The organism is Pseudomonas shirazensis (assembly GCF_014268785.2).
GTDB lineage: Bacteria > Pseudomonadota > Gammaproteobacteria > Pseudomonadales > Pseudomonadaceae > Aquipseudomonas > Aquipseudomonas shirazensis.
The window spans coordinates 566,914-579,519 of record NZ_JABWRD020000003.1 but is presented as its reverse complement, the minus strand read 5'-3'; the positions used below and the strand labels follow the sequence as shown (position 1 = coordinate 579,519).

Sequence of the window (12,606 nt, the reverse complement as noted above, 5' to 3'; positions counted from 1 at the left end):
GCTCACAATAAGGACTTGGTCCATGAAACAGCTCCGTTACCTGATGCTCGCGGCGGCCGTGCCGTGCCTGTCTGCACAAGCGCTAGAAGTTACTCCGGGGGATTATGAAGCGCTGCCGGTGGGTGCAACTGTAGGTCTGGTTTACTACCAGCACTCCACCACCAACAGCGCCTACGCCCAGGGCCACAAGGCCAGCTCGGACTTCAACCTGACCTCCGATATCGGCATCTTGCGCTTGGTGCATGCGTATCGACTGACCGACCAACTAAGCATCGAGCCGCAAATCCTGCTGCCGTTCGGGCATGTTTCCAGCGGTGGGGATGCGTCGGCCTTGGGCAGCACCCGCGGTGTCGGCGACGTTACCGTGACGGCGCCGCTCAAGTACCGCTTGAACGATGCCAACGACATCCTCGCGGCCACCGTATACCTCACCGCGCCCACCGGTAATTACGACCGCGACGACGCCCTCAACCTGGGCGAGAACCGTTGGAAGGCCGACCTTCAGGCAGCCTACATCAAGCACTTCGGCGAGAAATGGGCGGTTGACCTGGTCGGTGATGCGATCTGGTACGGCGACAACGACGACTTCACCGCCAACTCGGTGCGTCGTGAGCAGGACGTGTCTTACGCCGCGCAACTGATGGGGCGTTACATCATCGACCCGGGCACGTCACTGGCAGTAGGTGTGGGCCACAGCTGGGGTGGGGAAAACCGGGTAGACGGCACCGCCCAGGATGACCGCGGCGAAACCACCAACTTCCGCGTCACCGCCGCTAAGTTCTTTACCGCTCAGGACCAGTTGCAGATACAGCTGGGGCGTGACCTCGCGGTGGAAAACGGCCCCAAGGAAAACTTCCGCCTGAACCTCAGGTACGCGCGGGTGTTTTGAGCCGCCAGGCAGGCAGTCCTTCTCAACCAAGCGACTGTCCTGCTCAACCAAGTGCCGGCCGCGCGCTGGCGCTAGCTTAGTAGCAGGCCCAGCCGCGGCGGGCCTCTCGCACAGCCATTTGCCAGGCCCTGAGGCCTGGCATCGGAAACAGGACACACCATGGCCATCACCCGCCCGACGCTCGAACAACTGCAGGCCCTCGCCGCGCGCCTGCATATGCAGCTGACACCCGAGCAAGCCAGCGAATACCTGGCGCTCATGCAGCCCAGCCTGGACGCCTACGACCTGGTCGACGAGCTGCCCGACTTCACCCCGCTGGTGCGCTACGAGCGCACCGCCGGTTATCGCCCGTCCAGCCGCGAAAATCCGCTGAACGCCTGGTACTACCGCACCGAGGTGATGGGCGCCAGCTCCGGCAAACTGCTCGGTAAAACCGTGGCCCTGAAAGACAACATCTCCCTGGCCGGCGTGCCAATGATGAACGGCGCCGCACCGCTGGCCGGCCATGTACCGGCGTTCGATGCCACTGTGGTTACCCGCTTGCTCGACGCCGGGGTGACCATCCTCGGCAAGGCCACCTGCGAGCACTACTGCCTGTCCGGCGCCAGCCACACTTCGGACCCGGCGCCGGTGCATAACCCTCTGCGCCCGGGCTTAAGTACCGGTGGCTCGTCTTCGGGCAGTGCTGCGCTGGTGGCGGCCGGCGAAGTCGACCTGGCGGTGGGCGGCGATCAGGGCGGCTCGGCGCGTATTCCTGCGGCGTGGTGCGGCATTTATGGCCTGAAGCCGACCTTCGGCCTGGTGCCGTATACCGGGGTGATGGCGGTCGAGGCGACCTTCGACCATGTCGGCCCGATGACCAACAACGTGCGCGACAACGCGCTGATGCTGGAAGTGATGGCCGGAGCCGATGGGCTCGATCCCCGCCAGGGCACGCCTGAAGTCGACGCTTACAGCCACTACCTTGATCGTGGCGTGCGCGGCTTGCGCATCGGCATCCTTAAGCAAGGCTTCGAGCTGGCCAACCTCGACCCGCGGGTTGCCAAATCGGTGCGCAGCGCCATCACCCAGTTCGAAGCATTGGGCGCGGTCGTCGAGGAAGTCTCCGTGCCCGAGCACACCCTGGCCGGCACATTGTGGGGCCCGATCGGCTGCGAAGGCCTGACCATGCAGATGATGCACGGCAACGGTGCGGGGTTTAACTGGAAGGGGCTGTACGACGTCGGCCTGCTCGACAAACAGGTCGGCTGGCGCACCCAGGCCAACGCCCTCTCGCCTTCGCTAAAGCTGTGCATGCTGGTCGGCCAGTTTGGTCTCGATCACTACCACGGCCGTTACTACGCCAAGGCGCAAAACATCGCCCGCTTCGCCCGCGCCGGTTACGACAAGGCGCTGGAGCAATACGACCTGCTGGTGATGCCGACCGTGCCGATCATCGCCCAGCCGCTGCCAGAGGCGGAATGCTCGATCACCGAGAACGTCTCGCGGGCTCTGGAAATGCTCGGCAACACCGCCGCCCAGGACATCACTGGCCACCCGGCCATGTCCATCCCCTGCGGTTTGGTCGACGGCTTGCCCGTTGGGCTGATGCTGGTCGGCAAGCATTACGCCGAGGGCACTATTTACCAGGCGGCGGCGGCATTCGAAGGCGCGGTGGACTGGCGCACGCTGTAGCGGATGCGGCCAGCGCCACAGCCCCGAACAACAACAACAATTAGATCAACAACCGTGTTCAACGAGAGGAGTAATTCCATGACGGCAACCTCAACCCCGGGTGAGCGGGCGCGGGCACTGTACGCAGTGCTGAAGAACAAAGACCTCATCCCTGAAGGCTACATCGAGCAGCTCACCCAGCTGATGGAACACGGCTGGAGCCCGGACAACGGCGCGCGCATCGTCGCCAAGGCCTGGGTCGATCCGGCCTTCCGCGAGCTGCTGCTCAAGGACGGCACTGCCGCCTGCGCGCAGTTCGGTTTCACCGGGCCGCAGGGCGAATACATCGTCGCCCTGGAAGACACCCCGCAGCTTAAGAACGTGATCGTCTGCAGCCTGTGCTCCTGCACCAACTGGCCGGTGCTGGGCCTGCCGCCCGAGTGGTACAAGGGCTTCGAGTTCCGCGCGCGGCTGGTACGGGAGGGGCGCACGGTGTTGCGCGAGCTGGGCACCGAGTTGGCGGAAGACGTGCTGATCAAGGTTTGGGACACCAGCGCTGAAAGCCGTTACCTGGTGCTGCCACAGCGGCCAGCGGGCTCCGAGCACATGAGCGAAGAGCAGCTGCGCCAACTGGTGACAAAGGACGTGCTGATTGGCGTCGCCCTGCCGCGTGTCGGCTGAGCAACGCGCCCAACCCCCTACCCTTGCGGAGTGTTCAAAATGGATGGCTTTCACGATCTCGGCGGTTTCCAGGGCTTTGGCAAAGTGCCCCACCGCATCAACAGCCTCAGCTACAAGCAGGTGTTCAAGCAGGACTGGGAGCACCTGGCCTACAGCCTGATGTTCATTGGCGCCGACCACATGGGCAAGTTCAGCGTCGACGAAATCCGTCATGCCGTGGAGCGCATCGATGTGCGCCAGCATGTCGGCACCGAGTACTACGAGCGCTATGTCATCGCCACCGCCACCCTGCTGGTCGAGACCGGCGTCATCACCCAGGCCGAACTGGATGAGGCCCTCGGTTCGCACTTCAAGCTGGCCAACCCGGCCCATGCCCAAGGCCGCGAAGCGATCACCGGGCGCCCGCCGTTCGAAGTCGGCGACCGAGTCATCGTCCGTGATGAATATGTGGTGGGGCATGTGCGCATGCCGGCCTATGTGCGTGGCAAGCAAGGCGTGGTGCTGCACCGCACCACTGCGCAGTGGCCCTTCCCGGATGCGATTGGCCACGGCGACCGCAGCGCGGCGCATCAACCGACCTACCACGTCGAGTTCCGGGTAAAGGACCTGTGGGGCGACGCCGCCGACGATGGCCTGGTGGTGGTCGACCTGTTCGAAAGCTACCTGGACAAAGTCGACAGCCCGCGAGCGGTGCACGCATGACTGCCGGCGCCCAGGCAGGCCGACTGCCGGTGACGGTTCTTTCCGGCTTCCTCGGCGCAGGCAAGACCACCCTGCTCAACCATATCCTGCGCAATCGCCAGGGTTTGAAAGTGGCGGTGATCGTCAACGACATGAGCGAGGTCAACATCGACGCCGCCGAGGTACAGCGTGATGTAACGCTGCACCGTGGCCAGGACGAGTTGATCGAGATGAGCAACGGCTGTATCTGCTGCACCCTGCGCGCCGACCTGCTCGAGCAGATCAGCGCGCTGGCGCGCCAGCAGCGGTTTGATTATCTGCTGATCGAGTCCACCGGCATCTCCGAGCCGATGCCGGTGGCCGAGACCTTTGCCTTTCTCGACACCGAGGGTTTCAGCCTCAGCGAACTGGCGCGACTGGATACTTTGGTAACCGTGGTCGATGCCAGCCAGTTTCAGGCCCTGCTCGACTCACCGGCAACCGTCGAGCGGGCCGACGCCACTGCGCCGCGGCGCCCGTTGGCTGACCTGCTGATCGAGCAGGCCGAGTACGCCAACGTGATTCTGGTGAACAAGTGCGACCTGATCGACGACACGCAATACCAGACGCTGCGGGCGGTGCTGGCCGGGCTCAATCCCGGCGCGCAGATCCTGCCGATGGTCGCTGGCAATGTTGAGCTGTCCACCATCCTCGGCACCCAGCTGTTCGATCTGCCCAGCCTGGCCGCCGCGCCCGGCTGGATGAAGCAGATGGACGCCGACGACACTCCCGCCGCCGAGTCGGACACCTACGGCGTGACGTCATGGGTCTATCGCGAGCGTGCGCCGTTTCACCCGCAACGCTTGCTCGAATTTCTCTCCCGCCCGTGGAGCAATGGCCGCTTGCTGCGCAGCAAAGGCTACTTCTGGCTGGCCAGCCGCCACCGCGAAATCGGCCTGCTGGTGCACAGCGGCAAGCAGTTCCAGTGGGACTACGTCGGCCACTGGTGGAACTTCATCGACCCTTCGCAGTGGCCGCAGGACAAGTATCGCCTGCAGGGGATCATGGCCAAGTGGGACAGCATCGTCGGCGACTGCCGGCAAGAGCTGGTGTTCATCGGCCAGGACCTGGACACCGAAGCGTTGCAACGCGAGCTCGACCACTGCCTGTTGAGCGCAGACGAAATCGCTACCGGCCCGTCGGCCTGGCCCGCACTGCCCTGGGCGAATGCCTTCGACAACCTCGCCTTGTCCGCCAGGCAGACGCCGCCATTACCGGCTGCTGCCGCTATCCAGTTGGAGATGTAGCATGCTGTTTTTCAATCGCACCAGCCGCTGGGTTCTGGCCCCACTCGCCGACCGCCTCGACCAGCCCGACCAGCCGGGCGCACCGTTGTCGTCGCGCAACCCGCTGCTGCGGCGCATCCTTACCGGCGTCGAGCAGTTGCTGCAGGAGCGGCGCACGCTCAAGGAGCAGGCCCGCGAACTTGCCGCGCAGGTGAGCCAACTGCAACAGCGCCTGGCTGAGCGCGACGAACAGGCGCAGCAGTTGCAAGCGCGCTGGACGCTGGTCACCGAAGGCGCCGATGAGTTGTTCTGGCAACTGCATTTGCCTGCCACAGGCACGCCTGCACCAGACTGCGCGATGGAGTGGACGGGCCCGGCCGCGCTCCACGCACCGCATCTGCCTGAGCTGGGCCAGTGGCACGAACAGCTGCATCCGGCTGATCGCCACGCCCATCAGCAAGCCCTCGCCCGGCACCTCGCCGACCGCAGCGGGCACACACCGTTTGCGCTGGACCTGCGCATGAAATTCACCGCCGGCGGCGACTATCGCTGGTGCCGGGTCAGCGGCAGTTCGCTGCGTGACGCCAACGGCGTTGCCATCGCCACGGCGGGCACCCTGCTGGATATCCACGAGCAACAGTTGCACATCCAAGAGCTTGAGCTGGCCGCCGAGCGTTTCGACATTTCCCGCGAAATGCTCCACGACGGCCTGTGGGATATCGAAGTGGTCGCCGGCGACCCGGCCAACCCGAGCAACACCATCTGGTGGTCGTCGCAGATGCGCAGGCTGCTCGGCTGCAGCACCGTCGAAGAATTTCCCAACACCCTGGAAAGCTGGACCACACGCCTGCACCCCGACGACAGCGCCCGCGCCATCGCGGCGTTTGTCGCCCATGTCGATGATCGCAGCGGCAACACCCCGTTCGATGTCGAGTATCGCCTGCGCCACCAAAGCGGCGCCTACCGCTGGTTCCGCGGCCGCGGGCAAACCCGGCGTGCTGCAGATGGCGCGCCGTTGCGGGTAGTTGGAGCTATAACTGATATCCATGCCCGCCATGAAGAAAGCACCATCCGCGAGGCGCAGGCGCAACAGCACCAGGTGATGCAGGAGACCCTCGGCAAACTGACCCACATCGTCGCCACCATCCAGGGCATCGCCAGCCAGACCAACCTGCTGGCCTTGAACGCCGCCATCGAAGCGGCCCGCGCGGGCGAAGCCGGGCGTGGGTTTGCGGTGGTGGCCGACGAGGTGCGCAAGCTGGCTACGCGCACCAGTCAGGCAACGCAACAAGCAGCGCAGATGATCGACAGCTAACCCAGCGCCAGCGCGGCGTTAAAGATTCCAAACAATAACAATCAGGTACTTTATGCGCGATTACGACTCAGCAGTGACCTCCTTCAATTACCACCAGCTGGCCGCGCAAGACCTTCGCGGCGAGCTGGCCGCGATGAACGCCTGCATCGAATGCTGCGACCGCCACGCCTACAGTGACGCCGTGGCGTTGTACTGCGAAACCCGCGATGGCCGTGCGACCCAGCACACCTTCCGCGAGCTGCAGATTCAGGCCGCGCAATTCGGTAACTTCCTGCGCAGCCAGGGCGTCAAGCCGGGCGACCGCGTCGCCGGGCTGATGCCGCGCACGGCTGAGCTGTTGATTGCCATCCTCGGCACCTGGCGCATCGGCGCGGTCTATCAGCCGTTGTTCACTGCGTTCGGGCCCAAGGCCATCGAACAACGCCTGAGCTGCTCCAAGGCGCGCTGGCTGCTCACCGACCCACACAACCGCTCCAAGCTCGACGAGATCGCCGACTGCCCGAACATCATCGTGGTTGGCGCCGACCGGCTGGACCTGGACGACTTCGATTTCTGGGACGTGCTGTCCCAGCATTCGGCTGACTGCCCGCCGGCGCTGCTCGACGGCAACGCGCCGTTTCTGCTGATGTGCACCTCCGGCACCACCGGCCCGGCCAAACCGCTGGAAGTGCCCCTGCGCGCGATCCTCGCGTTCAAGAGCTATATGCGCGACGCGATCGAGCTGCGCGACGACGACCGCTTCTGGAACCTCGCCGACCCCGGCTGGGCCTATGGCCTGTACTACGCTGTCACCGGCCCGCTCGCCTGCGGCCAGGCCACGCTGTTCTACGACGGCCCGTTCTCGGTCGAAAGCACCAGTCGCCTGATCAACAAATACGCGATCAGCAACCTCGCCGGCTCACCCACCGCGTACCGCTTGCTGATCGCCGCGGGTGCTGAATTCTCCGATGCCATACGCGGCAAACTGCGCGCCGTCAGCAGTGCCGGCGAGCCGCTCAATCCGCAGGTGATCCGCTGGTTTGCCGATGAGCTTGGCGTGGTGATTCATGACCACTACGGCCAAACCGAAGTCGGCATGGTGCTGTGCAACCACCACGGCCTCAGCCACCCGATCCGCGAGGGCTCAGCGGGTTACGCCGTGCCGGGTTGCCGCATCGTGGTGCTGGATGAACAGCGCCGCGAGCTGCCACCCGGTCAGCCGGGCGTGCTCGCGGTCGATCGCAAGCGCTCGCCGCTGTGCTGGTTCGACGGTTATTACGGCATGCCGACCAAGGCCTTTGTCGACCACTATTACCTGAGTGGCGATATCGTCGAGTTGAATGACGACGGCAGCATCAGCTTTGTCGGCCGCAACGACGACGTGATCACCACCTCCGGTTATCGCGTCGGCCCGTTCGATGTCGAGAGCGCGCTGATCGAACACCCGGCGGTGGTCGAAGCCGCTGTGATCGGCAAACCCGACCCGCAACGCACCGAGTTGATCAAGGCGTTTGTGGTACTGCACAGCGGCCATGCACCAAGCCCGGAGCTTGCCGAAGTGCTGCGCCTGCACGTGCGCAACCGCCTGGCTGCGCATGCCTACCCGCGTGAGATCGACTTTGTCGAGCAACTACCTAAGACCCCGAGCGGCAAGTTGCAACGGTTTATTCTGCGTAATCAGGAGATTGCCAAGCAGCAGACAGTCGAGAGCTGACCTGCGGCTATAACGCGGTCGGCGTAGGAGCGGCCTTGTGTCGCGAAAGGGCCGCGTAGCGGCCCCAGATTCTCAGCTTCGCCGCCAATATCGCCGGGCCAGCTGCGCTGGCCTTTCGCGACACAAGGCCGCTCCTACGCACACGCGTGCGGCTTACTTCTGCGCCAGCAGGGCTTTCCTCGCCGCCTTCTCTTCCTTCATCGCAGCAATCTCGCGCTCACACGCTGCCACATCAAACGAGTTGTCCCACTTGGCAATCGCAATCGTGCCAATCCCATTGCCAATCAAGTTGGTCACCGCCCGCGCCTCGTTAAGGAAGCGGTCAATCCCAAGCAGCAACACCAGCCCCACCAACGGTATCGAATGAATCGTGGTCAACGTCGCCGCCAGCGTCACAAAGCCCGCCCCCGCCACCCCGGCGGAGCCTTTCGAGGTCAGCAGAAACACGCCAAGCAAGATCATCTGATCCATGAACGTCAGCGGCGTATTGGTCGCCTGGGCGATGAAGATCGCCGCCATGGTCAGATAGATGCAAGTGCCGTCGGCATTGAAGGTATACCCGGTCGGCAACACCATCCCCACCACCGACTTCTTGCAGCCTAGCTTCTCCAGCTTGACCATCATCCGCGGCAGCACCGCCTCGGTTGAGCAGGTCCCCAGGGTGATCAGAATCTCGTCCTTGAAGTAACGCAAAAACTGCATCAACGGCATGCCCGACCATCTGGCAACGGCGCCGAGCACCACTACGATAAAGATCAGCGTGGTGATGTACAGCGCAACCAGCAACTGCCCCAGCGAGAGCAACGTGCCAATGCCGTACTTGCCGATGGTGAACGCCATGCCGGCACCGGCGCCGAGCGGGGCCAGGCGCATGACCATGGCGACGATCTTGAACAGGCCCTGCAGGAACAGGTCGATGGTGTTGATCAGCGGCTTGCTGGTTTCGCCCATCTGCACCAGCGCCACACCCATCAATACCGAGAGCAGAATGACCTGCAGCATCACCCCATTGGAGAACGCGCCAACAAAAGTACTGGGGATGATATTGAGGAAGAAATCAACGGTACCGCCCTGTTCGCTGGCAGCCTGGCTGTACTTACTGATGGCACTGCCATCGAGGCCGGCGGCATTGATGTTCATGCCTTCGCCGGGTTTGACCAGGTTGACCACGATCAGGCCAACGACCAGGGCGATGGTCGAGAGGATCTCGAAGTAGATCAGCGCCTTGACGCCGATGCGGCCGACTTCCTTGATGCTGCCCATCTTGGCGATGCCGACTACCACCGTGCCGAAGATGATCGGCGCCAGCAGCATCTTGATCAGTTTGATGAAGCCGTCGGCAAACGGCTGCAGCTTGGCGCCGATGTCGGGCACGAAGTAACCGATGGCGGCGCCGATGACGATGCCGATCAGCACTTGCACGTAGAGCTGGCTGTACCAGCGGGACTTGGACGTTTCCACGAATGCACCTCATTTTATTGTTGTGATGGGCGTGTGGCTTGGCGTCGGCAGGCGACGCCGACGCTGCGGTCTCTATCGCAAGACCGCAGCGCGGGGGTGGCTCAGCCCTCGCCCAGTTCGCGCATGACTGCGTACAGCGCAGACTTGGCTTCAAAGCCGACGCCTGGGATATCCGGCAGGCCGACATAGCCGTTCTCAACCTGGATGCCGTCGGCAAAGCCGCCGAATGGCTGGAACACGTCCGGGTAGGATTCGTTGCCGCCCAGGTGCAGGCCGGCTGCGATATTCAGCGACATCTGGTGGCCGCCATGAGGGACCACGCGGCGCGATGACCAGCCTAGGTCTTCCATCACTTTGAGGGTGCGCATGTACTCGACCAGGCCGTACGACAGCGCGCAGTCGAACTGCAGGTAGTCGCGGTCGGGGCGCATGCCGCCGTGACGCAGCAGGTTGCGTGCGTCCTGGTGCGAAAACAGGTTTTCGCCGGTGGCCATCGGCAATTCGTAGTGGTTGGCGAGCTCGGCTTGCAGGGCGTAATCGAGCGGGTCACCGACTTCCTCGTACCAGAACAGGTTGTACTTCTTGATCGCCTCGGCATAGGCGATACCGGTCTGCAGGTCGAAGCGGCCGTTGGCGTCGACCGCGAGGCGCTGGCCATCGCCGACCACTTCGAGCACGGCTTCGATACGGCGGATGTCTTCGTCCAGCGGCACGGCGCCGATCTTCATCTTGACCACGTCGTAGCCGCGGTCGAGGTAGCTTTGCATTTCGGCCTTGAGCTTGGTCTGGTCTTTACCGGGGTAGTAGTAGCCGCCAGCGGCGTAGACCCACACCTTGTCGTCGGCGACGCCATTGCGGTAGCGGTCAGCCAGCAGGCGATAGAGCGGTTTGCCTTCGATCTTGGCGACGGCATCCCACACGGCCATGTCGATGGTGCCGACGGCAACCGAGCGCTCGCCGTGGCCGCCGGGCTTTTCGTTGGTCATCAGGGTTTTCCAGATGGCGAACGGGTCGAGGTTGTTGTTCTCGTGGTCGATCAAGGTCTCCGGGTCGGCTTCGGTGATGCGCGCGAGGAAGCGATCGCGCATCAGCGCGCCCTGGCCGTAGCGGCCGTTTGAGTTGAAGCCGTAGCCGATCACCGGCTTGCCATCGCGGATCACATCAGTGACCACGGCGACCACCGAGCAGGTCATTTTCGAGAAGTCGATGTAGGCGTTGGCGATGGGCGAGGCAATCGAAACGGTTTTTTCACGAATGTCGACAATGCGCATGGCGGGGTTCCTGTTGTTGTTTGTGGCCCCACGTTAGGCGTTGCGAGGGTACCCGCCCAATGCTATTAATGCCGGACCCTATGCACAGGAGGCATGGCCCTTGGAACTGGTTTGGCTGGAGGATCTTTCCGCGTTGGCGGAGTACGGCAGCTTCGTGCGCGCCGCCGAAGCACGCCACGTTACCCAGCCGGCGTTCAGCCGTCGGGTGCGGGCGCTGGAGAACTGGATGGGCGTGCAACTGTTCATCCGCACCCCGCAGGGCGCGACCCTGACCGACGCCGGCAGGCAGATCCTGCCCAGCGCCCAGGACGCCGCCCGGCGCCTGTACCGCATGCGCACCGAGGCCCAGGAAGTGGCGGGCATGGCGGCCAAGTCGCTGCATTTTGCGGCCACCCATTCGCTGTCGTTCACGTTCTTTCCGAAGTGGCTGCGCAGCGCAGAAAACGGCGCGCCGATCGAAGCGGTGCAGCTGCATTCGGACAGCATGGCGGTGTGCGAGCAGATGCTGATCCATGGCCAGGTGCAGTTCATGCTCTGCCACCGCCATCCCGATGTACCGCCGCTGCTGGCACCGGATCAGTTCGTCAGCAAGAAGGTCGGCGAGGATGTGCTGGTGCCGCTGGCGAGTGCCTCGGCCAACTTTGGCACCTCACCTGAGGCGCTGCCTTATCTGGCTTACACCCATGAGTCGGGCCTGGGGCGCATCGTTGCCCACCGCTTGCGCGGCAAGGAGGAATACCTGCACCTGAAGCCGCTGTTCAGCAGCCACCTGGCGGCGGTGCTGATGTCGATGGCGCTGGAGAGCAAAGGCGTGGCCTGGCTGCCGCGCAGTTTGACCGAACAGGAAGTGACCGATGGCCGCCTGGTGCGGGCGCTGGATGAGAGCTGGGATATTCCGCTGGAGATTCACCTGACCCGGCCAACCGGGCCGATCAGTCAGTCGGCGCAGGAGTTCTGGGGGAAGCTGCCAGATCAGGCTGGGGCTTGAATGGCCTGCAGATCCCGCAGTGCATGCGGGTGCTGCCTCAGCCAGCAATTGCTCTGCCACCGCCAACTCAGCAATAGTCCAGTAAACTCAGCATGCTCACCGGGAATGGAATCCAGCCAAGTGCAAACTGTCGCCACACCCCCTGCTGCTTTCCCCCGCCGCCACCCCGGCGCGGTGATCTGGCTAACCGGCCTCTCCGGCGCCGGCAAGTCATCCCTGGCCACCGCCCTCGCCGAACAATTGACCGCTCGCGGCTACGGTTGTTACGTTCTCGACGGCGACGCCCTGCGCACTGGCCTGAACGCCGATCTGGGCTTCTCCCCTGCCGATCGCAGCGAAAACGTACGCCGTGCCGGTGAGGTCGCGGCGTTGTTCGCGGATGCGGGGCTGATCTGCATCGCAGCGTTTATCTCACCCTACCGAGCAGATCGGGCGGCGGCGCGTCGGGCGTGCAAGGCGGGCTTTCATGAGGTGTATCTGAGCGCGGATCTGCAGGCGTGCGAGGGGCGTGACCCGAAGGGGTTGTATCGGCGGGCGCGGGCGGGCGAGCTGCCGGCGTTTACCGGGATCGATGCGCCGTATGAAGCGCCGCAGCAGCCGCAGTTGCAGCTGGAGACGGGCGCACAAACGCTTGGCCATTCGGCCGAGCGCTTGCTGGCTTACGTGCTTGAAGCTTTGGTTTGAGGCTGGCTGCAACCCTGCGCGGGCA

The 12,606-nt window shown here is 63.9% G+C and carries 10 protein-coding genes and 2 pseudogenes; 10 read left to right on the top strand and 2 right to left on the bottom strand.

Translation table 11 applies throughout. The features are described 5' to 3' along the window. The first annotated feature begins 22 nt into the window (after nucleotides 1–22). The 8 genes and pseudogenes from HU736_RS18645 to HU736_RS18615 all read left to right on the top strand — a co-directional run bounded on the left by HU736_RS18645 (nucleotide 23) and on the right by HU736_RS18615 (nucleotide 8,177). Nucleotides 23–889 (top strand): transporter, encoded by an 867-nt coding sequence (locus tag HU736_RS18645; RefSeq protein ID WP_186701297.1) that lies wholly within the window; start codon nucleotides 23–25, stop codon nucleotides 887–889. Nucleotides 890–1,048: 159 nt separating this feature from the next. Beyond that, nucleotides 1,049–2,563: an amidase gene (locus HU736_RS18640; RefSeq protein WP_186701298.1), complete on the top strand. Its 1,515-nt coding sequence runs from the start codon at nucleotides 1,049–1,051 to the stop codon at nucleotides 2,561–2,563. Nucleotides 2,564–2,641: 78 nt separating this feature from the next. After that, nucleotides 2,642–3,223 (top strand): nitrile hydratase subunit alpha, encoded by a 582-nt coding sequence (gene nthA / locus HU736_RS18635; RefSeq protein WP_186701299.1) that lies wholly within the window; start codon nucleotides 2,642–2,644, stop codon nucleotides 3,221–3,223. A gap of 39 nt (nucleotides 3,224–3,262) precedes the next feature. After that, entirely contained in the window at nucleotides 3,263–3,925 is a 663-nt protein-coding gene (nthB, locus tag HU736_RS18630; RefSeq protein ID WP_186701300.1) for a nitrile hydratase subunit beta, read from the top strand. Then, the gene (locus HU736_RS18625; RefSeq protein ID WP_186701301.1) at nucleotides 3,922–5,190 is read left to right on the top strand and encodes a GTP-binding protein; all 1,269 of its coding nucleotides are present in this window, start codon (nucleotides 3,922–3,924) and stop codon (nucleotides 5,188–5,190) included. The genes nthB and HU736_RS18625 overlap by 4 nt, the downstream gene beginning before the upstream one ends. Further along, nucleotides 5,111–6,190, top strand: a pseudogene (locus tag HU736_RS21975) (PAS domain-containing protein); the annotation flags it as partial. The gene HU736_RS18625 and the pseudogene HU736_RS21975, both read left to right, overlap by 80 nt. Next, nucleotides 6,185–6,475: pseudogene (locus HU736_RS22290) on the top strand (methyl-accepting chemotaxis protein); the annotation flags it as partial. The pseudogenes HU736_RS21975 and HU736_RS22290, both read left to right, overlap by 6 nt. Nucleotides 6,476–6,536: 61 nt before the next feature. Then, nucleotides 6,537–8,177 (top strand): AMP-binding protein, encoded by a 1,641-nt coding sequence (locus HU736_RS18615; protein ID WP_186701303.1) that lies wholly within the window; start codon nucleotides 6,537–6,539, stop codon nucleotides 8,175–8,177. Between the two features lie 153 nt (nucleotides 8,178–8,330). Here the strand turns inward: HU736_RS18615 and dctA are convergent, their stop codons facing one another. Together dctA and HU736_RS18605 are read right to left on the bottom strand one after the other, a co-directional pair. Beyond that, complete coding sequence (dctA, locus tag HU736_RS18610; protein WP_186701304.1) at nucleotides 8,331–9,638, bottom strand: C4-dicarboxylate transporter DctA; 1,308 nt, start codon at nucleotides 9,636–9,638, stop codon at nucleotides 8,331–8,333. A 101-nt stretch (nucleotides 9,639–9,739) separates the two neighbouring features. Then, nucleotides 9,740–10,909 (bottom strand): mandelate racemase/muconate lactonizing enzyme family protein, encoded by a 1,170-nt coding sequence (locus HU736_RS18605; RefSeq protein ID WP_101322207.1) that lies wholly within the window; start codon nucleotides 10,907–10,909, stop codon nucleotides 9,740–9,742. A 100-nt stretch (nucleotides 10,910–11,009) separates the two neighbouring features. On the opposite strand from HU736_RS18605, the gene HU736_RS18600 reads away from it, so the two are divergent. Both HU736_RS18600 and cysC read left to right on the top strand, forming a co-directional pair. Beyond that, a complete protein-coding gene (locus HU736_RS18600) occupies nucleotides 11,010–11,897 on the top strand; it encodes a LysR family transcriptional regulator (RefSeq protein WP_186701305.1) in 888 nt (295 codons plus the stop codon). Nucleotides 11,898–12,017: 120 nt separating this feature from the next. Continuing rightward, on the top strand, nucleotides 12,018–12,581 hold the full coding sequence (gene cysC / locus HU736_RS18595; protein WP_367615299.1) for an adenylyl-sulfate kinase: 564 nt from the start codon (nucleotides 12,018–12,020) through the stop codon (nucleotides 12,579–12,581). Nucleotides 12,582–12,606 lie beyond the last annotated feature (25 nt).